This is a genomic window from Pseudomonas sp. 09C 129 (assembly GCF_002843625.1).
Taxonomy (GTDB): Bacteria; Pseudomonadota; Gammaproteobacteria; order Pseudomonadales; family Pseudomonadaceae; genus Aquipseudomonas; species Aquipseudomonas chlororaphis.
The window spans coordinates 5689943-5711114 of record NZ_CP025261.1; the positions used below are offsets into that span (position 1 = coordinate 5689943).

A 21172-nucleotide genomic window follows, 5' to 3' on the forward strand; every position below is an offset into this window, starting at 1 on the left:
CCTGTACTGAAAGCGCTACAGCGGAACGATATCGCTACAGCCAGTTGTAATCGGCGCTACGCAAGGCTTTGATCCCCATAGGCTTTTCCCTGGCCCTCCAGCTGTAGCGTTTTCGCTACAGCCGTTAGCTTTCGGCCACCACCAACAACTCATAACTCATTGATTAATAACAACTAAAAAACATTGGCCGCATTTTTGCTAAGGGCTTATCCATTCCGCTCGGCCCTGCACGAGCATTCAATCGCGTCCACCAGACGAATCTGGCCCCTTGAGGAGTTTCCATGAGCGAGTTGCGTTTTACTGAAGATCACGAATGGCTGCGTACCGAAGCCGATGGCAGCGTTACCGTCGGCATCACGGCTTTCGCGCAAAACGCCCTGGGCGATGTGGTATTCGTGCAATTGCCGGAACTGCAGGCCTACGACAAGGGCGCCGAAGCCGCCACCGTGGAATCGGTAAAAGCCGCCAGCGGCGTGTACATGCCCCTGGACGGGGAAGTGGTGGAAACCAACCCGGCCCTGGAAACCAGCCCCGAGCTGGTCAACGAAGACCCGCTGGGCGAAGGCTGGTTCTTCCGCTTCATTCCCGCGGACGCCGCCGCTGTCGGCCAACTGCTGGATCAGGACGCCTACGACCGCCTGATCAAAGCCAACGCCGACGCCTGAGGAACCGCCATGACTCAAGTCAACCTGAGCACCGCCAACGAATTCATCGCGCGCCACATCGGCCCGCGCCAAGGCGACGAGCAAGCCATGCTCAACAGCCTGGGCTTCGACTCCCTGGAAGCCCTGAGCGCCAGCGTGATCCCCGACAGCATCAAGGGCACCAGCGTCCTCGACCTGCCCGCCGGGCAGAGCGAAGCCGACGCACTGGCCTCGATCAAGGCCATCGCCGCCAAGAACCAGCTGTTCAAGACCTACATCGGCCAGGGCTACTACAACTGCCACACGCCGTCGCCGATCCTGCGCAACCTCCTGGAAAACCCGGCCTGGTACACCGCCTACACCCCGTACCAGCCGGAAATCTCCCAGGGCCGCCTGGAAGCGCTGCTGAACTTCCAGACCCTGATCAGCGACCTCACCGGCCTGCCGATCGCCAACGCCTCCCTGCTCGACGAAGCCACCGCCGCCGCCGAAGCCATGACCTTCTGCAAGCGCCTGAGCAAGAACAAGGGCAGCCACGCCTTCTTCGCCTCCAGCCATTGCCACCCGCAGACCCTCGACGTGCTGCGCACCCGTGCCGAGCCGCTGGGCATCGACGTGGTGGTCGGCGACGAGCGCAAACTGACCGATGTCAGCCCGTTCTTCGGCGCCCTGCTGCAATACCCGGCGAGCAACGGTGATCTGTTCGATTACCGCGAGCTGACCGAGCGCTTCCACGCCGCCAACGCCCTGGTGGCGGTCGCCGCCGACCTGCTGGCGCTGACCGTGCTGACCCCTCCGGGTGAATTCGGCGCCGACGTGGCCATCGGCAGCGCCCAGCGCTTCGGTGTGCCGCTGGGCTTCGGTGGCCCGCATGCGGCCTACTTCTCCACCAAGGACGCGTTCAAGCGCGACATGCCGGGCCGTCTTGTCGGGGTGTCCGTGGACCGTTTCGGCAAGCCGGCGCTGCGCCTGGCCATGCAGACCCGCGAGCAACATATCCGTCGCGAGAAAGCCACCAGCAACATCTGCACCGCCCAGGTGCTGCTGGCCAACATCGCCAGCATGTACGCCGTGTACCACGGCCCCCAAGGCCTGAGCCGGATTGCCCGGCGCATCCACCAGCTGACCGCGATCCTGGCCCAGGGCCTGAGCAAGCTGGGGATCAAGGTCGAGCAGGAAAACTTCTTCGACACCCTGACCCTGCACACCGGCGCACGCACCGCGGCGCTGCACGACAAGGCCCGCGCCCAGCGCATCAACCTGCGGGTGATCGACACCGAACGCCTGGGTCTGTCGCTGGACGAAACCACCGGCCAGGCCGATGTACAAGCGCTGTGGAGCCTGCTGGCCGACGGTCAGGCGCTACCGGACTTCGCCGCGCTGGCCAGTACGGTACAGAGCCGTATCCCGGCGGCGCTGGTGCGTCAGTCGGCGATCCTCAGCCATCCGGTGTTCAACCGCTATCACTCGGAAACCGAGCTGATGCGCTACCTGCGCAAGCTGGCGGACAAAGACCTGGCCCTGGACCGCACCATGATCCCGCTGGGCTCGTGCACCATGAAGCTCAACGCCGCCAGCGAAATGATCCCGATCACCTGGGCCGAATTCGGCGCCCTGCACCCGTTCGCCCCGGCCGAGCAAAGCGCCGGCTACCAGCAACTGACCAGCGAACTGGAAGCCATGCTCTGCGCCGCCACCGGCTATGACGCGGTGTCCCTGCAGCCGAACGCCGGCTCCCAGGGCGAATACGCGGGCCTGCTGGCCATTCGTGCCTATCACCAGAGCCGTGGCGACGACCGTCGCGACATCTGCCTGATCCCTTCGTCCGCCCACGGTACCAACCCGGCCACCGCCAACATGGCCGGCATGCGCGTGGTGGTCACCGCCTGCGACGCCCGTGGCAACGTCGATATCGAAGACCTGCGGGCCAAGGCCATCGAGCACCGCGAGCACCTCGCCGCGCTGATGATCACCTACCCGTCGACCCACGGCGTGTTCGAGGAAGGCATCCGCGAAATCTGCGGCATCATTCATGACAACGGCGGCCAGGTGTACATCGACGGCGCCAACATGAACGCCATGGTCGGCCTCTGCGCCCCGGGCAAGTTCGGCGGCGACGTGTCGCACCTGAACCTGCACAAGACCTTCTGCATTCCCCACGGCGGTGGCGGCCCGGGCGTCGGCCCGATCGGCGTCAAGTCGCACCTGGCGCCGTTCCTGCCTGGCCACGCGGCCATGGAACGCAAGGAAGGCGCGGTCTGCGCCGCGCCGTTCGGCAGCGCGAGCATCCTGCCGATCACCTGGATGTACATCCGCATGATGGGCGGAGAAGGCCTCAAGCGTGCCTCGCAGCTGGCGATCCTCAATGCCAACTACATCTCCCGTCGCCTGGAAGAACACTACCCAGTGCTCTACACCGGCAGCAACGGCCTGGTGGCCCACGAGTGCATCCTCGACCTGCGCCCGCTCAAGGACAGCAGCGGCATCAGCGTCGACGACGTCGCCAAGCGCCTGATCGACTTCGGCTTCCACGCCCCGACCATGTCGTTCCCGGTGGCAGGCACCCTGATGATCGAGCCGACCGAAAGCGAATCCAGGGAAGAACTGGACCGCTTCTGCGACGCCATGATCCGCATCCGCGAAGAAATCCGCGCGGTGGAAAACGGCAGCCTGGACAAGGACGACAACCCGCTGAAAAACGCCCCGCACACCGCAGCGGAAATCGTTGGCGAGTGGTCGCACCCCTACAGCCGTGAACAGGCGGTGTACCCGGTGGCCTCGCTGATCGAAGGCAAGTACTGGCCTCCGGTCGGCCGCGTCGACAACGTGTTCGGCGACCGCAATCTGGTGTGCGCCTGCCCGTCGATCGAAAGCTATCAGGACGCCTAAGACGGCATCGCCGTCCATCGCGGGCAAGCCTCGCTCCTACGGTTTCTGCGTATACCTGTAGGAGCGAGGCGGCTGGCGACGAATACCGGCCAGACCGAACCGCAATACCCGCTTCCCCCGTGCGTGCCGATCAACACAATAAGAAACCGGAGAACCAACATGTCCTTGAGCGTGTTCGACCTGTTCAAGATTGGCATCGGCCCCTCCAGCTCCCACACCGTTGGCCCGATGCGCGCGGCCGCGCGCTTCGTCGAAGGCCTGCGGCGCGACGGACTGCTGGGCGCCACCACCTGCGTCAAGGTCGAGCTGTACGGCTCGCTCGGCGCCACCGGCAAGGGCCACGGCAGCGACAAGGCCGTACTCCTGGGCCTGGAAGGTGAACACCCGGATACCGTGAATACCGAAAACATCGCCGCTCGCCTGCAGGAAATACGCAGCAGCGGACGCTTGACCCTGCTCGGCGAACACCTCATCGCGTTCAACGAGAAAGAACACCTGGCCATGATCCGCAAACCCCTGGCCTACCACCCCAACGGCATGATCTTCCGCGCCTTCGATGCCGCCGGATTGCAGATCCGCAGCCGCGAGTACTACTCGGTGGGCGGCGGCTTCGTGGTCGACGAGGACGCCGCCGGTGCCGACCGCATCGTCGAAGACACCACCAAGCTGACCTTCCCCTTCAAGAGCGCCAAGGACTTGCTCGGTCACTGCACCACCTATGGGCTGTCCATCAGCCAGGTGATGCTGACCAACGAAAGTGCCTGGCGACCGGAAGCGGAAACCCGTGCCGGCCTGCTGAAGATCTGGCAAGTGATGCAGGACTGCGTGGATGCCGGCTGCCGCAACGAAGGGATCCTGCCGGGTGGCCTGAAGGTCAAGCGCCGTGCCGCCGCCCTCCACCGCCAGCTGTGCAAGCACCCCGAGGCGGCCCTGCGCGACGCCTTGTCGGTACTGGACTGGGTCAACCTGTATGCCCTGGCGGTCAACGAAGAAAACGCCAACGGCGGGCGCGTCGTCACCGCGCCCACCAATGGCGCCGCCGGCATCATCCCGGCAGTGCTGCACTACTACATGCGCTTCATCCCCGGCGCCAACGAAGACGGGGTGGTGCGTTTCCTGCTGACCGCCGCCGCCATCGGCATTCTCTACAAGGAAAACGCCTCCATCTCCGGCGCCGAAGTCGGCTGCCAGGGCGAGGTCGGCGTGGCCTGCTCGATGGCGGCCGGGGCCTTGTGCGAAGTGCTCGGCGGTACGGTGCAACAAGTGGAAAACGCCGCCGAGATCGGCATGGAACATAACCTCGGCCTGACCTGCGACCCAATCGGCGGCCTGGTGCAGGTGCCCTGCATCGAGCGCAACGCCATGGGCTCGGTCAAGGCGATCAACGCCGTGCGCATGGCCTTGCGTGGCGACGGGCAGCACTTCGTCTCCCTCGACAAGGTGATCCGCACCATGCGCCAGACCGGCGCCGACATGAAAAGCAAATACAAGGAAACCGCCCGCGGCGGTTTGGCCGTCAACATCATCGAGTGCTGATGCACGCACATACGCATCTCACGTTTACCCAGGAGCTGAACATGTCCACCGAAACACTGTTGAAGACCCCGCTGCATTCGCTGCACCTCGAACTCGGCGCGCGCATGGTGCCGTTCGCCGGTTACGACATGCCCGTGCAATACCCGCTGGGCGTGATGAAAGAACACCAGCACACCCGCGAGCAGGCCGGCCTGTTCGACGTCTCGCACATGGGCCAGATCCGCCTGACCGGCGCCAAGGCCGCCCAGGCCCTGGAAACCCTGGTGCCGGTGGACATCATCGACCTGCCCGTGGGCATGCAGCGCTACGCCATGTTCACCAATGAAAACGGCGGCATCCTCGACGACCTGATGGTCGCCAACCTGGGCAACGACGAGCTGTTCCTGGTGGTCAACGCCGCCTGCAAGGACCAGGACCTGGCCCATCTGCGCCAGCACATCGGCCATTTGTGCAGCATCGAGCCGCTGTTCGAGGAGCGCGCCCTGCTCGCCCTGCAAGGCCCGGCAGCCGTCACCGTGCTGGCGCGCCTGGCGCCGGAAGTGGCGAAGATGACCTTCATGCAATTCACCCGCGTGAAGCTGCTGGGCGTGGACTGCTTTGTCAGCCGTTCGGGCTACACCGGCGAAGACGGTTTCGAAATCTCGGTACCGGCGGCTGACGCCGAAACCCTGGCCCGCGCCCTGCTGGCCGAACCGGAAGTGGCCGCCATCGGCCTCGGCGCCCGGGATTCGCTGCGCCTGGAAGCCGGCCTGTGCCTGTATGGCCATGACATGAACAGCCAGACCACGCCGATCGAAGCCAGCCTGCTGTGGGCCATCTCCAAGCCACGGCGCGCCGATGGCGCGCGGGCTGGCGGCTTCCCAGGCGCGGAACAGGTGTTCGCCCAACAACTCAATGGCGTGAAGCGCAAACGCGTGGGCCTGCTGCCCCAGGAACGCACACCGGTGCGTGAAGGTGCGGAGATCGTCAACGAAGCGGGCGAGGTGATCGGTAGTGTCTGCAGCGGCGGTTTTGGCCCGACCCTGGGTGGTCCGTTGGCCATGGGTTACATCGATAGCGCTTATGTCGCACTCGATACGCCAGTTTGGGCAATTGTTCGTGGGAAAAAGGTGCCAATGCGTGTAAGCAAAATGCCATTCGTTGCACAACGCTACTATCGTGGTTGATCAACTGTTTCTATAAGTAACGCGGTTGCGTTAAAAGTGCACTAATCTGTAACGCAACCGCCATAAAATAGTGCATATCTTCGATATTGAACTTGCCTTATAACAGTTGAAAACAATTGAACGACCCTATCGAATAAGCCCAGATGCCTAGTTCCGGCAAACAGCCACCAAGCTGAGGAAAACCGGGGTTTCGCAGGGCTTGTTTTTTCTCCCATAGTTGGCGTAGAGTTTCCCCACTGTGTTTGCATGGGTCGCTTGGAATCGTGACCTGGGCAGTAGCTAACAAGTTTGCTACAACCCGTTCGACGTCTCTTACTTTCCTGCAACCCAGCCCAGTACTCCTTCATGAGAAAGAGACTGTCATTAATTTTTTAGCGTCAAAGGAAATAAGAAATGTCCCAACGTCAGAGCGGTACCGTCAAGTGGTTTAACGACGAGAAAGGTTTTGGTTTTATCACTCCAGAAAGCGGTCCGGATCTGTTCGTGCATTTCCGCGCTATTCAGGGCAACGGCTTCAAGAGCCTGAAAGAAGGCCAGAAAGTGACCTTCATCGCTGTGCAGGGCCAAAAAGGCATGCAGGCTGACGAAGTTCAAGCCGAAGGCTGATCGTCTGTAACGAAAAAGCCCCTGATGCTGACATCAGGGGCTTTTTTGTGCGCGCAATTCCGTAAAATGGCTTCTTTCTTTCGATCGAGAGGCCTGTGATGCCGAAGCACCTGCTAACCCCCCAGGGCGATTTCCCCGCCGCTGGCCTGGGCCGTCGTCTGGCAGCGATGTTCTACGATTTCCTGCTGTGCACCGCACTGCTGATCGTCACGGGCGGCATCTACAAGTTCATCCAGTTGCAGATCCTCGGTGAAACCCGGATGCGCACCCTGACCGAATCCGGCGCCCTGGACGGCGATCCGCTCTACTCGACCGTCCTGCTGTTCGTGCTGTTCGCCTTCTTCGCCAAGTTCTGGACCCATTCCGGCCAGACCCTAGGCATGCAGGTCTGGGGCATTCGTGTGCAGAACGCCGACGGCAGCCGCATCAGCCTGTGGCAGGCCCTCCTGCGCTTCATGGTCTCGATCGCTTCCTGGCTGTGCGCCGGGCTGGGTTTCATCTGGATCCTGGTAGACAAGCAGAAGCGCAGCTGGCACGACATCTACTCTTCCAGCCAGATCGTGCGCATTCCCAAGCAGAAAAAATAATCCGCCGCACAGAAAAACGCCCCGAATCTCGGGGCGTTTTTCTGTGCGCTTGTCGAAGGCGATCAGGCATTGCCCGCCAGCTTCATCCGCGCCGCCTGAGTGAAATCCAGCATGCGCTTGAGCGGACGAATGGCCTGGGGAATCAACGCCGGGTCGACGAATATCTCGTTGCTGCCCTCACGCAGGCTCTGCAAGGTGCGCTCCAGGGTGTTCATGGCCATCCACGGGCAGTGGGCGCAGCTGCGACAAGCCGCACCGTTACCGGCCGTTGGCGCCTCGATGAACACCTTGTCCGGGCACAGCTGCTGCATCTTGTAGAAGATGCCGCGGTCGGTCGCCACGATCAGCGTCTTGTTCGGCAAGCGCTGCGCGGCGGCAATCAGCTGGCTGGTGGAACCCACCGCATCGGCCAACTCAATCACCGACGTTGGCGACTCAGGGTGGACCAGAATGGCCGCATCGGGATACAGCGCCTTCATGTCCTCCAGTTGCTTGGACTTGAACTCTTCGTGGACGATGCAGGCACCGTCCCACAGCAGCATATCGGCACCGGTCTGGCGCTGGATGTAGGTGCCCAAGTGCTTGTCCGGCCCCCAGATGATGGTTTCGCCGTTATCCATCAGGCTTTCGACGATTTCCAGGGCACAACTGGAGGTCACTACCCAGTCAGCACGGGCTTTGACCGCCGCCGACGTGTTGGCATAGACCACCACGGTGCGTTCCGGATGCTGGTCGCAGAACGCCGAGAACTCTTCCACCGGGCACCCCAGGTCGAGGGAGCAGGTGGCTTCCAGGGTAGGCATCAGCACCCGCTTTTCGGGGTTGAGGATCTTCGCCGTCTCGCCCATGAACCTGACACCGGCAACCACCACGGTCTTGGCCGGGTGAGCGTTGCCGAAACGGGCCATTTCCAGGGAGTCGGACACACAGCCGCCGGTCTCTTCGGCCAGGGCCTGAATCACCGGATCACAGTAGAAGTGAGCCACCAGCACGGCGTCCTGAGCCTTGAGCTCGGCAGCAATCGCGGTACGGTAATGGGCTTCCTCTGCGGCCGTCAGCGGCTTGGGCTGTTTGGCGTCAAGGTGGGCCTGAACCAGAAGGCGTTCGGAAATGTGCGTCATGATCGCAAGACCTGCGGGCGCTTATGCGCGAAAGTCGAGTATACACCCGGCTCCGGACCCATTGAGGGTACCGCCGGGAGAGTGAGTATTCATCAGGTAGGTGCAGCGTTGAAACTGCGCAAGGCTACAGAATATCCCCTTGATGTAAAAGATGATTCTGACCTGTGTCACACGGCTCGCCCCGGCATGGAGCAGGCATCGGTCAAGGGCATGAAAGCCTGCCAATTGCAGCCCCGACAGCGCAAACGGTTCAGTGACGCGCAACGCGCACTTGCACCATTTATGCGCATTGCATGCAGGCGAGTCTCGGCCTGGCGGTGAATCCCCTCGATCGACCAAGCGTTTTTTTACACTTCATAGCAATTTTACCTTTCTGCGCTAACGTCAGTTACAGAAACAGCTAACTGCTGGTTGGTTGCAGCAACACTTGGCGGGCTCTGGTTCAGATGACGGAGAAATGATCCCTGCTGACCGGCCCTTGCGGTTTCCCCCAGCCCAAACAAGGAAGCAGTGCATGAACAGTGATTGTGTACAGGTGCTCAGGAGAGTGGCGTGGACATTGATTGTCGCTGGTCTTCCCACCGGAATGGCCATGGCGGCGTCAAATAACTGCGCTGGATTGCAGCCACTGCCGTCGACGGTGGAAGTGGGAGAGGGTCAGCAGACGATAATGCACTCCCCCGTCGCCATTACCCGGTTGGCCGTGGGCGACCCGAAAATTGCCGATGTGTATCTCAATGGACGGGATTCGTACCTGCTGACGGGTATTGCGCCCGGCGCCACCAGCCTGATGGTCTGGACAGCCTGCGACAAGGAACCTCGCCAGAGCATGGTGTTCGTCCAGGGCAAAGGCCCCCATTCAATGGTGAGCTCGCTATTACCCCCTTCCGAAGATCCGGCTCTGGCCAGCCAGGTGCAGACCGATATCCGCTTTGTCGAAGTCAGCCGCACCAAGCTGAAAGAGGCCGGCACCTCGATCTTCGGCAAGAGCGGTAACTTTCTGTTCAGCTCCCCGGGCACCGCCCCGGTGGGGACGACGGTGACGCCCGGCAATATCGGTGGCCTCAGGCCGAACATACCGCTCAACAACGGCATGTTTAATATCGGCATTGGCGGCGGTAACGTCCTTGGGCTGATCAACGCCCTGGAAGGCAGTGGGTTTGCCTATACCCTGGCGCGTCCGAGCCTGGTGGCACTGAGCGGACAGAGCGCAAGCTTCCTGGCCGGTGGTGAAGTGCCGATCCCGGTCCCCAGCAGCGGCAGCGACAGTATTACCATCCAGTACAAGGAATTCGGTATTCGCCTGACCCTGACCCCCACAATCGTCGGAAATAACCGCATCGCCTTGAAGGTCGCCCCGGAAGTCAGCGAACTGGACTTCACCAACGGGATTACCGTCAACGATATCTCGGTGCCAGCCCTGGTTGTGCGTCGCACCGACACCAGCATCTCCCTGGCCGACGGCGAGAGTTTCGTGATCAGCGGCCTGATCAGCACCACCAATAGCACGGCCGTGAGCAAGTTCCCCGGCCTGGGAGAGATCCCGATCCTGGGGGCATTTTTCCGTGATTCTTCGATCAGGCGCGAAGAGAAAGAACTGCTGATGATCGTCACTCCGCATCTGGTGCAACCGCTGGCGGTCAATGCCAAGCTGCCAACACTGCCTGGCGAGCCACTGCGCAACTACGACCCGAACTGGTTCCGTCTGTACTTCCTGGAAAACGGCAATTTTGACCAGGCCGCCAGCGGGCTTTCGCAATGAACCAGGGACCTGGTTCGTTGCTCACCACACTCAGGCGCAATGACACCGGACTCGGCAAGTCCGGTGTTGGCCATTCCTCGACAATCGGATTGTTCCAGGAGGGAAAAATGAAAGTAGTCATTGCGGCGTTAGGGCTGCTCATGCTCAGCGGCTGCGCCACGAATGGCGGCGGTAGCTGGTCGAAGCAGGCCTGCAGCAAGCTGGATTCGGATCAGGAACTGTCGCTGAGCCTGGCCGACGACATGATCGACGAAGGCAAGCTGCACGCCGGCCTGGCCAATCTGCAACGCCTGCCGGAAGACCTGCCACAGGTGCGCATGCGCAAGGCCAAGATCTATCGCCAACTCGGCCAAAGCGAGGCCGAACCCCTGTACCGCAGCCTGCTCAGCACCTGCCTGGTCGCCGAAGGCGAGCATGGCCTGGGCCAACTGGCAGCCTCACGCAACGATAACGCGCAGGCCCTGGAACATCTGACACGAGCGGCACGCCTGTCCCCCACCGACGAGAAAATCCGCAACGACCTGGGGGTGGTCTACCTCAACCAGGGGAATACCAACCAGGCCCGCTTTGAGTTCCTCACGGCCATGGAGCTGAAACAGGACAACCAGCTGGCAACCCTCAACCTGGTGACCTTGCTGATTTATCAAGGCAACTGGAAACAGGCCTCGGACCTGGTCAATCGTGCCGGCCTGAAACCCGAACAAGTCACCAGTGCCAAGGAGCGGGCCGAAAAACTCAGGAACGCGACGAAGAAGTCAGCTAAGGATCAGGCAGTCACTGCAACGGATTCGTCGCCATCGAGTGTCAATCAACCAATAACGCAGAGGTAGTGATGAAATACCAAACGCTTAGCTGCCTGGGACTCTTGCTTCTTCCGCTGGTGACCCAGGCGATCGAACCCGGCCCGGCCTCCCTGTCACAACAGTCGACCGAAACCTGGCTGCTGCTGCAGAGTCGTAACCAGGTCAAGTCGCCCATCCCACAGAACGCCTCGCCCAGCGAACGGGAACTGACCCTGCAGCGCTGGCTGGACAACTACAAACACCCGATCCCCGAGTACTACAAAGAGTACGTAGGTTCGGGTGGGTCAGGTGGTTCGAAGTGACAGCAAGTCGCGATGGCGTTCAGTTCAGAGGGGGCAATGCCATCTATGCCGATGGCCCTTGCCCCTCCCCTCTTTTATAACTTCCCGAATACTTTGAAGACGCCGATGATCGCCGGTCCTATGGCTACCAGAAAGAAGCTTGGCCACAGGCAGAAGATCAGCGGGAACACCAGCTTGGTGCCGATTTTCGCGGCTTTCTCTTCGGCCTGCTGGGTGCGCCGGTCACGAAACTCCTCGGCATAGACACGCAGGGTCGTCCCCACGCTGGTCCCGAAGCGAATGCTCTGCGCCAGCAGACTCACCAACCCGCGAATGTCTTCCAGCCCAGTACGCTCGGCCAGATGCTTGAGCGCTTCGGTACTGGGAATCCCGGCCCGGATCTCGGAGTTGACCAGTGCCAGCTCCATGGCCAGCTCAGGCTGGCTGACCGCTATCTCTTCCGATACCCGCTCGATCGCCTGGGGCAAGGCAAGGCCTGACTCCACGCAGACCACCATCAAGTCCAACGCATCCGGAAAGGCGACGAGCAAACGGGTCATCCGCGCGTTCCTGCGGCTGTCGACATAGATGGCCGGTACCAGCCAGCCTACCCCCAACGCCAGGATCACCAGCCCCGTCCCCAGAAGCAGCGATACCTTCGGTATCAGCGGCAGCGCCAAGACCGCCAGCGCCACCAATGCCAACGGTGTCAGCAGGCGCACCGCCCAGTACATCTGGACAGCGGCCGGGGAGCGAAAGCCCGCATGGATCAGCAAGGTCCGGGTCGCCGAGGCTTGCTCCTGTTCACCGGAGGCAAAACGCTGGCCGACCTGCTCCAGCATCAATTGCAGGTTGCTCGGCGCCCCCTGCTGCCGGTGACCATCGCCGCCATGACCGCGCTTGATCAGCAGAAGACGGCGGTGCACCGGGTCCTGCAACCCCTGCACCAGCAATATCAGGGTCGCCACGGCCAGCACCACGCTCAGGCCGATGGCCCCGGCGAACAGCAGGCGGGCCAGTTGCTCGCTACCGACCACACTTTTAATCAGACTCAGCAGATACTCCATGACCTCACCCCCTACGAGTGATTGTGCTCACACCTGGATCCGGATGATCTTGCGTATCCAGAAGATTCCCACCAGCATCGCCACAAACGCGCCAAGCACCATCTTCTGCCCCAGTGGCTCATTGATGAGCAGAGGCAGATAGGTCGGGCTCGAAAGCACAATCCCCGCCGCCAGTACAAAAGGCATCGCCACCAGGATCCAGCCCGACATGCGCCCTTCGGCCGAGAGCGTCTTGACCTTGCGCTGAAAGCGGAAGCGGCCGCGAATCAGGCTGCTCAAACGATCCAGTACCTCGGTCAGGTTGCCGCCCGTCTCGCGATGGATCAGCACAGTGGTCACCAGCATCATCACGGTCATGCTCGGCATGCGTTCCAGCAGGCCAAGCATGGCCCGACGCACATCGTTGCCGTAGTTGATGTCGGCAAAGGTCAGGCCGAATTCGTGGGCAACCGGCCCCTTGTGCTCGTCGGCCACCAACTGCAGGGTTTCGTTGAACGGATGTCCGGCACGCAGCGCACGGCATATGGCATCCAGCGCATCCGGCAATTGCTCCTCGAACAGGGCAAAGCGTTTGTTGCGGTCCCGGGAGATTTTCAACACCGGCAGCCAGAAGGCCATAGCAGCAGCCGGGAGCGCCGCCCACCACAGCTGCGTGAACAGCCACGTCCCCATGCCAGCCACCATCATCAGGACCAGGCTGAGCATCAGCACCCGATAGGCGCGGTACTCATGCCCGGCCTGCTCGATCATCTGCGCCAGGGCCTCCATCGCTGGCAATTGCTCCAGACGCGCCTCCAGCGGGGACAGGCGACGCAGGTATTTCTGGCGCAGTACCGACTGCATGTTCTCCAGGTTACTGGCCCGTTCCAGCAGGTCGAGGCGACTGCGGATACGCTTGCGCACCTTGCCGGCCTCGCCGAACACCGGCACCGCCAGGCTCTGGCTGAGCAGGAATATGGCGGTGAACACCATGCCGAGAAACGCCAGGATGAACTCGCTGGGGATCTGATGCATGACTAGCCCTCCATCCAGTCTGGCCGGAACAGGCTGAGCGGCAGCTCGATGCCCCGTTTGGCCAGCACATCGCGAAACGCCGGAACCATGCCGGTGGGGCGGAATTCGCCCAGGACCTCGCCTTTCTCGCCCAGACCACTGCGCACGAAAGAGAAGATCTCGGTCATGGTGATGATTTCCCCTTCCATGCCGTTGATTTCCTGCACGCTGACCAGCCGCCGCGTGCCGTCCTCCTGCCGCTCCAACTGGATGACCACACCGATGGCCGAAGCGATCTGCTGACGCAAGGCCTTGATCGGAAAGGTCGCCCCGGTCATCGACACCATGTTCTCGATCCGTCCCAGGGCATCGCGGGCGGTGTTGGCGTGGATGGTGGTCAGCGAGCCGTCGTGGCCGGTATTCATCGCCGTCAACATGTCCAGCGCCTCGGCGCCACGCACCTCACCGATGACGATGCGGTCCGGGCGCATACGCAGGCTGTTGCGCACCAGCTCCCGCTGGCCCACCTCGCCACGGCCCTCGATGTTCGACGGACGGGTTTCCAGGCGTACCACATGGGGCTGCTGCAGTTGCAGCTCGGCCGAGTCTTCGATGGTCACGATCCGCTCGTTGTGCGGAATGAAACTGGACAACACGTTGAGCATGGTGGTCTTGCCGCTGCCGGTGCCCCCGGAGATCAGGACATTCAGCCGGCCGCGGACGATGGCCTTGAGCATCAGGGCGATGCCCGGGGTCAGGGTACCCATCTGCACCAGGCTCTCGGTGTTGAGCAAATCCACGGCGAAGCGGCGGATCGACATGCTCGGCCCGTCGATGGCCAGCGGTGGAATGATGGCGTTGACCCGCGAACCGTCCTTCAGGCGAGCATCCACCAGCGGCGAGGACTCATCGATGCGCCGCCCCAGGCTGGAAACGATGCGATCGATGATATTCAGCAGGTGCTGGTCGTCGCGAAAACGCACATCCGTTCTTTGCAGCTTGCCGAAGCGCTCGACGTACACCGAGGCATGACCGTTGACCAGGATGTCGGACACACTCGCATCGTTCAGCAGCGGTTCCAAAGGTCCGAGGCCAAGCACCTCGTCGGCGATCTGCTTGAGGATCAACTGACGGCTGCTGGAATTGACCGGCGCCGAATGCTCGTCGAGCAGGCGCTGGCAGATGTCGCGGATCTGCCGCCCGGCTTCGGCCGGCTCCAGGGAATCAAGGAGCGACAGGTCCATGACCTTGAGCAACTGCTGGTAGATCTTTTCCCGCCACTCGGCCTCCATCGGGCCAAGCTTGGTCCTGGTTTCATAGAGCAGGTCCGGCACACTGGCCTCCCAGGCCATGAGCACGCTGGCGCACTCTTTGCCGTCGAGGGACGCGTCCTGCGTTTCTGCCGGTGCCTGTCTACCGGGTTGCTGACGCAGGCGATTACGAAAGTCGCTGAGCATGGCCTAGCCTCCGAACAGACGATTGAAGGTACGTTTGAACAAACTCTTCTCGGCGACCTCGATTCCGATCAGGTTCTGGGTCACCTCGCGCAGGGCCAGGGTCACCCCCGAACGTGGCGCATGCAGCTCGAGCGGCACACCGGTGTTCTGACTCTCGCTGACCACCGCATAGTCATTGGGCACGGCTTGCAGGGTCGTGCAGCGCAGGGCATCGGCAATATCCTTGAGGCTCACTGGCGAGGCCTTGTTGTAGCGGTTGACCACCACCTGTATCCGGTTGCTCTGCACATTCAGGTCGTCGCGCAGGATGCGGGTCAGGCGGGTACCGTCCTTCAGGTGGCTCAGGCTCTGCTGCAGCACGACGTAGATGCGATCGGCCTGTTCGAGCGTGACGCCGGTGAGGTGATCGATCTGTCGTGGCAGATCCACCACGACCCAGTCGTAGGTCCCACGGGCCAGGCGCAACAGTTTTTCCAGCTGGTCCAGGTGCACATCCTGCGTCAGGCACAGCTCCCCGGTACGCCCGCCCAGCACATGCAGGGTCGGGCTGAAGTGGTTGCAATAGCCACGCAAGGCGATGCTGTCCAGGGACTCGATCTGCTTCAGTACATCCACATGGCTGTGGGTAGGCACCACATCCAGGCAATGCGCCACGCTGCCGAACTGCAGGTCCAGGTCCAGCAGCAGGGTCCTGCCACCGCGGATGGAGAGCTGATGCGCCAGGTTGCAAGCCAGCATCGAGGCTCCCGAACCGCCTTTGGCGTTCATCACCGCAATCAGCTTGCCACCGGTCCCCTGCTCCGCATTGGCCTCCATGAGCATACGGCCGATGGCCGCCTGCAACTCTTCTGCCGCTACCGGCTCGGGGAGAAAGTCCCGGGCGCCGGCCTGCATCGCCAGGCGCATGCCCTCGCGCTCATCCAGCGGGCCGCAGACCAATAGCGGTGGGCGCTCCTTGAGCGGATGCTGCAACAAGGCCGCCAGCTCTTCGCGCCACAGATGGCTGACGCGCAACAGCAGGAAGTCGGGCATCTGCTCCAGCCCATACAGCGGATCGGTATGACCGTTGCTCACCAGGCGAGTGGTTACCTGCAAGTTCGGCAACCCTTGGCTCAACGCTTTCAGATGATTCAAGGTGGTCACGTCGCGCCCACTGATCAGCAGGCGTTTGCCTTGCTTTTCAGTAGCGGCAGCGACGGGCGCTTCTCGGGTACTCAACATGGCGTGATCTCCGGTGTGACTGCTGCCTGGGGCTGCCGACCGAGGCTTTCACGTGGCACGGTCGACCTGAATACCGGTAAGACAAACACCCCGTTGAACCCAGGAATCAGCAGATTGAAACTGAAATTGGATACCTGTAGCTGGACATAACGAATGGCGACAAAGCCGCCGGTACCGCTCAGATCGTTGGGGCTGGTGACGACCGCGCCGTTGGCGTCCAGATAAACCAGGTTCAGGTTGGCAGCCGTCAGGTTATTGAGCAGGCTGCTCGGGCCGCCGTCGGTGGAAGCGTTGAACATCGCCCGACGCAGGATCACCGGATCTTGGATATCGCACACTGCCGCCAGACGCGCACCGCGGCGCACGGTTTCATTCAGGGCATTGACCGTGAAATACAGCCGGCCCATTTCCAGCACACCGAACAGCACGGTGAACAGCACCAGGCTGGTGATCGCGAACTCGACGGTGTACAGCCCACGCATACCTTTGACGTTCATCACAAGGCCCTCATGACGACAGTGGAAGTCAAGGCCAGGCCCAGCGGCACGTTGCTGCCATACAAGGCGGGCAAGGCACTGCCGATCACCGGCACATAGGTGTAGGTAATGCTGACCTGGACATGCTGGGCTCCCACCGTGGTGACCGTGACATTCGCCGGCGTCAGCCCCGACACCACCGCCGGGTAGCCATTGGGGTTGGCGGGCACGCCATAGACAGCGACGTTCTTGGCCTGGGTCTGCAGCGTGCCGCTCAGGTCGAGCTTGCCGAGGGTGGCGTTCCACGCCTTGTCAGCGACATAACGCCCGGCATCGCGACTGGCCTGCATCAGGCTGTTGTACTGGAACAACATGCGGCCGAACTCGGCGAAGGTCAGCATCAGCAACAGCAGCAGCGGCAACGTCAATACCAGCTCCACCATCGCCAAGCCGCCCTGGTTGCGCGGCGACCTGAATCCTCTGCGTCCCATAAAGCCTCCTAAGAATCGGTACTTGGCGTCTGGCTGTTGTCGATATAGGTCTTGTACAGCTGGATGATCTGCGGCCCGGTGGTATTGGCCGGGTTGGGACCCGGCACGTTGTCGCCTTCGCACACACTCTCGAACTGACCGAATATCTGCGACTCATTGCCCTTTTGCGACGCCGGTTGCAGGACGAAGTAGCAGCCGAAACCCAACACCGGTATCGAGGACGCCCCGTCGTTCTTGCCCGAACAGTCACCGATCACGATCTTGATGATCCGCCGCTCGAACGACCCACCGCTCTGGCAGCCACCACCGCTACCGGCAACGCAGTTGGCGGAGTCCTGCACCCAGTTGTTGTAGTCGTACAAGGCGCTGCCACCCGCGGACAAATTGCCGCTGCTGGAGGTAACCGCCTGATTGTTGTACTGAATCTGTGCGAGCGCATCGTCGTAAGTGAACGACTTGGGGTTGGTGGTGATCACCAGGTCCGGTGGATAGTCCGCAGCCTTGAGACCGCCGGAATACTGGTTGAAGCGTGTATTGAGGCCCTGCGAGGCAGGCCCCACGGTATTCCCCGGCTTGGTCTGGACATTCGAACCGACGCTGTTGCACTGGCTGATACCGCCAGCCAAGCCCTGCCTGACCGTGCTGCCGCCGGAGCCGAAATCGAGCAATTGGAAGTTGCCGGGGCCAATCGGCGAGCTGTTGCCTGCGGCGGTTTTCAGCACCTGCGGATCGCCGAACTGGAACCCCCAGAACATCCCGGTGGACGGGTTGTTTTTCGTCGGGTCGCCGCACACCATCAGCGGTGTGAGGTCGCAAGGGCTGGCGGGGCTGGGCCCGGCGGTAGCGACCGCACTCACGAACTTGTTACCGACCCCATTGCCCAGGGTCTGAAAGACGCCCCAGAAGAATCCGGCCAGGGAATAGTTGGTGACCGTCACCCGCACGTAACTCGCATTGGCCGGCCCCGGGAAAGAGAAAGGCCCATAGACAGTGGACGCCAACTCCACCGTGGCAAAGCCGCCGACATTGTTGGCGATGGCGGTGGCCAGCTCCTGATTGCCGCTGGCATTGGCATTCAGGGTCAGGGTATTGAGCGCAGCGTTCTGCGCCAGGCTGGCGGCTCCCGTGGTACCCATTACCGTACTGAGGGTCTTGGCACCGCTCAGCGCCGCGGCATCCACTGCATTTTGCAGGCGGGACTTGTTCACCAGCATATGGCCGCCATCCAACGCCAGGGCCCCCATTAGCAGCATCGCGGCCAGGGCAATCACCACCAGTACAAGCATTGCGCCGCGCTGCTGCCGTGGAAATGCACTCAATGGCTGTTGGATACGCGCACTCATCATCAAGCCCTCATTGTTCGTCTATGTCGTACCCGATCATTTACAGCTGGGACTTCACAACGTTGACCTCGATCCCGCGGATCACCGTGATCCCGCTATCGCCGCTGGGACGACGCCGGACAATCGGCCGAACCACTGGCGGGGCAGGCACTTCCTGGATCATGGCGACCGGCTCGACCATCGCCGGTTGCTTCTGGTTGTCCAGCGGATTGCGCAGGGCCAGTTGCAGCTTGCCGGCCGCCATCCCCTTGACCAGTTCCTCGGCCTGCTGGGGGGTCATTTCCAGGGTCACGGCGCGCACGACCACCGGTTGGGTCTTGTCGGTACTGGCCGTCTGGTCCACCGCCAGCACCCGCAAGTCTTCCAGGATGGTCTTGGATTCGGCATCGCCGGTATTGCCGGTCTGCCGGGTAGCCAGCACATCGACCCGGTTGCCCGGCAACAGGAAGCCACCCACGCCGACCACGTCGTCCACCCGGACCGAGATCGCGCGCTTGGTGGGCTCGATCAGCGACGCCAGGGTGCTGCCGCCCAGGTGTTCGGCCAGACGCGCACCGCGCAGGATGTCGCCGCGCAGCATGGAGAAGGTGGCGATCTTGCCCACCACCTTCTCGGTCGCATCGAAAGCATCCTCGGGCACCGTTTCCTTGGGCATACGGACCAGCGCGACCTGCTGTGGCTCGACCATTTGCCCGAAAGCGATTTCCACAGTCGCCACCACCACGTTCTGCTGGTTATCGTCGGGGGTGGCGTTGAGCCGTGCATTGAGCCAGGTGTTGGCCATCCATGCCGCGCCCAGGCCCAGAACCACGGACAGGGTCACCAGAGTGAAAGTACGAGAACTCATGTCGAAATCTCCTTACTCAAAGAAAGTCGAGCTGGACGAAGTAGCTGTGCCATGCCCACTCCAGTTCCAGGGTTGACAGGGGGCCGCTGGCGCCCAGATAACGCTGGCGATCGAGCGCCATGCTCAAGAGATCCCGTGGGTGACAAGGCACCAGCGGCATGTTTTCAGCGCCATAGAGTTCATCCAGGACGTAGCGCAACAGCAGCGGGTCGTATTGGATGTTCAGGCGCTCTGTCTCTTGAATCCAGATACGTTCGTACTCCTCGGGCTTGAGGTAGCCGAACTGCAGCTTGTAGCCAATCCGCCGCAGGAACGCCTCGTCGGCCAGTTCCAACGGGTTCAGGTTGGTGGAAAACACCAGGATCAGGTCGAACGGCAACTCGCAGTGCCGCCCGCCGCCGAGGTTGAGGAAGTCGCGTTTCTCCTCCATCGGTACGATCCAGCGATTGAGCAATTCCGCGGGCGCCATGCGCTGGCGCCCCATGTCGTCGATGACGAACAGGCCATTGCTGGCCTTGAGCTGCAACGGTGCCTGGTACTGGCGAGTGAAGGGGTCGTAGCGGATATCCAGCTGTTCCATGGTCAGCTCGCCGCCGGTGATGACGATCGGCCGTTCACAGCACAGGAGCCGGCGGTCGATCCCCTCATTGAGCATCAGGCTGTTTTGCGGATCGCCGACATCCAGGCGCCGGTGTACCTGGGGGTCATAGATCTCGATCACCGCATCGTTGATCGCAATCGCATGGGGCACCCAGACGGACTCGGAAAACAGCCGGATCAAGCGACTGCTGACATAGGTCTTGCCCGTCCCCGCCGGCCCGTAAATCATGATGGCGCGCCCGGAATTCAGGGCCACGCCCAACTGATCGAGCATGTTCTGCGCCAGCACCATGGAGCCGAAGGAAGCCTGCATGTCCCGGGCGCTGATACGGCCATGGTGAATGGTCTGTACCTTGAGCAGCGAGCGATAGGCGCTCACCGGAAAGGGCGCCGCGCCGATATAACCACTGCGCGACAAGGCATCGCGGGCAGCATTGCGGCCGCGCTCGGTCAGCCCGTAGCGCAAGCCCTGGCCACCGGCTTGGCCAAGGATCTCGACCCGGTGATCCTGACGCAGGAAGGTCAGGACTTCTTCAACCACCGCCCCCGTCAGCGCCAGGCGCTCTACCAGTCGAGGCATGTCCAGTACACCCGCATCGTGCAAATGCTTGCAGACCAGGTCTCCCAGGAAATTGTCGGCCAGCCCGGTCTCGAGGATCGTGCGTGGCTGTGGAGCCAGTCGCTGCACTGCTTCCCGGTCATTGCCGGTCGGACGGCTGTTACTGATGGCGTACATAATGTTCTCCTGAGCTACTGGCCAAGGGGCAACCAGAGGTAAAAGCTGGCCAATGTGCCGAGCAGGATCGCAACCGAATAGGGAAAGGGTTTGCCGGCCACTTCATCGTCCGCCGGCGAAAAATAGGCCCTGGCTCTCAAAATCTGCCAGTAGCGCCCCATGGTCTGTTGAACTTGACCACGTACCAACACAATCAGTACCCCGCACGCGCCGCCGGCGATCAGGCTGAAAAATGCAGCCCAGAGGGCGTGCTGCGGAGTGAGAAAAGTGCCAACCATGGCCATGAGCTTGACGTCGCCGGCTGCCATCCCGCCAAAGGCGTACAGGGGAAGAAAAACGGCAAAACCGATCAACATGCCCAGCAGTCCATAACCAAACCCGATGACGCCTGAGGAATAGACCTGGCCGGCAATCCCCAGTCCCAGCCCCACCAGCACCAAGAGGTTGGGAATACGGTGGCGACGAAGATCGCTCACCACCGCAATCCCCAGCAGTCCCAGCATCAATGCAACAACGAATAATTGCTCTTTGCCCATGACTGCAGCC

At 61.9% G+C, this 21172-nt stretch carries 20 protein-coding genes; 9 read left to right on the forward strand and 11 right to left on the reverse strand.

Going from position 1 to position 21172, the window contains the following annotated elements; genetic code table 11:
* The first annotated feature begins 281 nt into the window (after positions 1-281).
* The 6 genes from gcvH (at position 282) to CXQ81_RS25390 (ending at position 7428) form a co-directional block, all read left to right on the forward strand.
* The gene (gene gcvH, locus CXQ81_RS25365; protein WP_007931060.1) at positions 282-665 is read left to right on the forward strand and encodes a glycine cleavage system protein GcvH; all 384 of its coding nucleotides are present in this window, start codon (positions 282-284) and stop codon (positions 663-665) included.
* Positions 666-674: 9 nt separating this feature from the next.
* Entirely contained in the window at positions 675-3533 is a 2859-nt protein-coding gene (gene gcvP, locus CXQ81_RS25370) for an aminomethyl-transferring glycine dehydrogenase (protein WP_101338878.1), read from the forward strand.
* A 159-nt stretch (positions 3534-3692) separates the two neighbouring features.
* On the forward strand, positions 3693-5069 hold the full coding sequence (locus tag CXQ81_RS25375) for an L-serine ammonia-lyase (RefSeq protein WP_101338879.1): 1377 nt from the start codon (positions 3693-3695) through the stop codon (positions 5067-5069).
* A 41-nt stretch (positions 5070-5110) separates the two neighbouring features.
* A complete protein-coding gene (gcvT, locus tag CXQ81_RS25380; protein WP_101338880.1) occupies positions 5111-6235 on the forward strand; it encodes a glycine cleavage system aminomethyltransferase GcvT in 1125 nt (374 codons plus the stop codon).
* Positions 6236-6628: 393 nt separating this feature from the next.
* Positions 6629-6841 carry a cold-shock protein gene (locus CXQ81_RS25385; protein WP_007931076.1) on the forward strand — a complete coding sequence of 71 codons (213 nt, stop codon included), beginning with the start codon at positions 6629-6631 and terminating at the stop codon, positions 6839-6841.
* Positions 6842-6939: 98 nt separating this feature from the next.
* Positions 6940-7428: an RDD family protein gene (locus CXQ81_RS25390; protein WP_009045255.1), complete on the forward strand. Its 489-nt coding sequence runs from the start codon at positions 6940-6942 to the stop codon at positions 7426-7428.
* A 62-nt stretch (positions 7429-7490) separates the two neighbouring features.
* On the opposite strand, the gene nadA is transcribed toward CXQ81_RS25390, so the two are convergent.
* On the reverse strand, positions 7491-8549 hold the full coding sequence (nadA, locus tag CXQ81_RS25395; RefSeq protein ID WP_101338881.1) for a quinolinate synthase NadA: 1059 nt from the start codon (positions 8547-8549) through the stop codon (positions 7491-7493).
* A 514-nt stretch (positions 8550-9063) separates the two neighbouring features.
* Between nadA and CXQ81_RS25400 the strand changes: the two genes are divergently transcribed.
* The 3 genes from CXQ81_RS25400 to CXQ81_RS25410 all read left to right on the forward strand — a co-directional run bounded on the left by CXQ81_RS25400 (position 9064) and on the right by CXQ81_RS25410 (position 11416).
* Positions 9064-10311, forward strand: coding sequence for a type II and III secretion system protein family protein (locus CXQ81_RS25400; RefSeq protein ID WP_101338882.1), 1248 nt, complete (start codon positions 9064-9066; stop codon positions 10309-10311).
* A gap of 107 nt (positions 10312-10418) precedes the next feature.
* The gene (locus tag CXQ81_RS25405; protein ID WP_101338883.1) at positions 10419-11141 is read left to right on the forward strand and encodes a lipopolysaccharide assembly protein LapB; all 723 of its coding nucleotides are present in this window, start codon (positions 10419-10421) and stop codon (positions 11139-11141) included.
* Between the two features lie 2 nt (positions 11142-11143).
* Positions 11144-11416: a DUF3613 domain-containing protein gene (locus CXQ81_RS25410; protein ID WP_062824881.1), complete on the forward strand. Its 273-nt coding sequence runs from the start codon at positions 11144-11146 to the stop codon at positions 11414-11416.
* A 74-nt stretch (positions 11417-11490) separates the two neighbouring features.
* On the opposite strand, the gene CXQ81_RS25415 is transcribed toward CXQ81_RS25410, so the two are convergent.
* The 10 genes from CXQ81_RS25415 to CXQ81_RS25460 are packed head-to-tail and all read right to left on the reverse strand — an operon-like array spanning position 11491 to position 21162.
* The gene (locus CXQ81_RS25415) at positions 11491-12462 is read right to left on the reverse strand and encodes a type II secretion system F family protein (RefSeq protein WP_007931083.1); all 972 of its coding nucleotides are present in this window, start codon (positions 12460-12462) and stop codon (positions 11491-11493) included.
* A gap of 27 nt (positions 12463-12489) precedes the next feature.
* Positions 12490-13476 carry a type II secretion system F family protein gene (locus CXQ81_RS25420; RefSeq protein WP_101338884.1) on the reverse strand — a complete coding sequence of 329 codons (987 nt, stop codon included), beginning with the start codon at positions 13474-13476 and terminating at the stop codon, positions 12490-12492.
* 2 nt (positions 13477-13478) lie between these two features.
* Positions 13479-14912 carry a CpaF family protein gene (locus tag CXQ81_RS25425; RefSeq protein ID WP_101338885.1) on the reverse strand — a complete coding sequence of 478 codons (1434 nt, stop codon included), beginning with the start codon at positions 14910-14912 and terminating at the stop codon, positions 13479-13481.
* Between the two features lie 3 nt (positions 14913-14915).
* Complete coding sequence (locus CXQ81_RS25430) at positions 14916-16133, reverse strand: AAA family ATPase (RefSeq protein WP_101338886.1); 1218 nt, start codon at positions 16131-16133, stop codon at positions 14916-14918.
* Positions 16127-16630, reverse strand: coding sequence for a TadE/TadG family type IV pilus assembly protein (locus tag CXQ81_RS25435; protein WP_053262384.1), 504 nt, complete (start codon positions 16628-16630; stop codon positions 16127-16129). Before CXQ81_RS25435 ends, CXQ81_RS25430 begins: the two co-directional genes overlap by 7 nt.
* Positions 16630-17100 (reverse strand): TadE/TadG family type IV pilus assembly protein, encoded by a 471-nt coding sequence (locus tag CXQ81_RS25440; RefSeq protein ID WP_101338887.1) that lies wholly within the window; start codon positions 17098-17100, stop codon positions 16630-16632. Before CXQ81_RS25440 ends, CXQ81_RS25435 begins: the two co-directional genes overlap by 1 nt.
* Before the next feature lie 8 nt (positions 17101-17108).
* Positions 17109-18446, reverse strand: a complete 1338-nt coding sequence (locus tag CXQ81_RS25445) for a TadE/TadG family type IV pilus assembly protein (RefSeq protein ID WP_101338888.1) — start codon at positions 18444-18446, stop codon at positions 17109-17111.
* Between the two features lie 37 nt (positions 18447-18483).
* Complete coding sequence (gene cpaB / locus CXQ81_RS25450) at positions 18484-19290, reverse strand: Flp pilus assembly protein CpaB (protein WP_009045266.1); 807 nt, start codon at positions 19288-19290, stop codon at positions 18484-18486.
* A gap of 16 nt (positions 19291-19306) precedes the next feature.
* The gene (locus tag CXQ81_RS25455; RefSeq protein WP_101338889.1) at positions 19307-20626 is read right to left on the reverse strand and encodes an AAA family ATPase; all 1320 of its coding nucleotides are present in this window, start codon (positions 20624-20626) and stop codon (positions 19307-19309) included.
* 14 nt (positions 20627-20640) lie between these two features.
* On the reverse strand, positions 20641-21162 hold the full coding sequence (locus CXQ81_RS25460) for a prepilin peptidase (RefSeq protein ID WP_101338890.1): 522 nt from the start codon (positions 21160-21162) through the stop codon (positions 20641-20643).
* Positions 21163-21172 lie beyond the last annotated feature (10 nt).

Bases quoted from the DNA above. Each gene is read 5' to 3' on its own strand.
- nadA (WP_101338881.1), bottom strand. From the start codon at position 8,549: ATGACGCACATTTCCGAACGCCTTCTGGTTCAGGCCCACCTTGACGCC.
- CXQ81_RS25400 (WP_101338882.1), top strand. From the start codon at position 9,064: ATGAACAGTGATTGTGTACAGGTGCTCAGGAGAGTGGCGTGGACATTG.
- CXQ81_RS25435 (WP_053262384.1), bottom strand. From the start codon at position 16,630: ATGAACGTCAAAGGTATGCGTGGGCTGTACACCGTCGAGTTCGCGATC.
- CXQ81_RS25390 (WP_009045255.1), top strand. From the start codon at position 6,940: ATGCCGAAGCACCTGCTAACCCCCCAGGGCGATTTCCCCGCCGCTGGC.
- CXQ81_RS25410 (WP_062824881.1), top strand. From the start codon at position 11,144: ATGAAATACCAAACGCTTAGCTGCCTGGGACTCTTGCTTCTTCCGCTG.
- CXQ81_RS25415 (WP_007931083.1), bottom strand. From the start codon at position 12,462: ATGGAGTATCTGCTGAGTCTGATTAAAAGTGTGGTCGGTAGCGAGCAA.
- CXQ81_RS25430 (WP_101338886.1), bottom strand. From the start codon at position 16,133: ATGTTGAGTACCCGAGAAGCGCCCGTCGCTGCCGCTACTGAAAAGCAA.
- CXQ81_RS25445 (WP_101338888.1), bottom strand. From the start codon at position 18,446: ATGATGAGTGCGCGTATCCAACAGCCATTGAGTGCATTTCCACGGCAG.
- CXQ81_RS25440 (WP_101338887.1), bottom strand. From the start codon at position 17,100: ATGGGACGCAGAGGATTCAGGTCGCCGCGCAACCAGGGCGGCTTGGCG.
- gcvT (WP_101338880.1), top strand. From the start codon at position 5,111: ATGTCCACCGAAACACTGTTGAAGACCCCGCTGCATTCGCTGCACCTC.
- CXQ81_RS25420 (WP_101338884.1), bottom strand. From the start codon at position 13,476: ATGCATCAGATCCCCAGCGAGTTCATCCTGGCGTTTCTCGGCATGGTG.
- gcvP (WP_101338878.1), top strand. From the start codon at position 675: ATGACTCAAGTCAACCTGAGCACCGCCAACGAATTCATCGCGCGCCAC.
- CXQ81_RS25385 (WP_007931076.1), top strand. From the start codon at position 6,629: ATGTCCCAACGTCAGAGCGGTACCGTCAAGTGGTTTAACGACGAGAAA.
- CXQ81_RS25405 (WP_101338883.1), top strand. From the start codon at position 10,419: ATGAAAGTAGTCATTGCGGCGTTAGGGCTGCTCATGCTCAGCGGCTGC.
- CXQ81_RS25375 (WP_101338879.1), top strand. From the start codon at position 3,693: ATGTCCTTGAGCGTGTTCGACCTGTTCAAGATTGGCATCGGCCCCTCC.
- gcvH (WP_007931060.1), top strand. From the start codon at position 282: ATGAGCGAGTTGCGTTTTACTGAAGATCACGAATGGCTGCGTACCGAA.
- CXQ81_RS25425 (WP_101338885.1), bottom strand. From the start codon at position 14,912: ATGCTCAGCGACTTTCGTAATCGCCTGCGTCAGCAACCCGGTAGACAG.
- CXQ81_RS25455 (WP_101338889.1), bottom strand. From the start codon at position 20,626: ATGTACGCCATCAGTAACAGCCGTCCGACCGGCAATGACCGGGAAGCA.
- CXQ81_RS25460 (WP_101338890.1), bottom strand. From the start codon at position 21,162: ATGGGCAAAGAGCAATTATTCGTTGTTGCATTGATGCTGGGACTGCTG.
- cpaB (WP_009045266.1), bottom strand. From the start codon at position 19,290: ATGAGTTCTCGTACTTTCACTCTGGTGACCCTGTCCGTGGTTCTGGGC.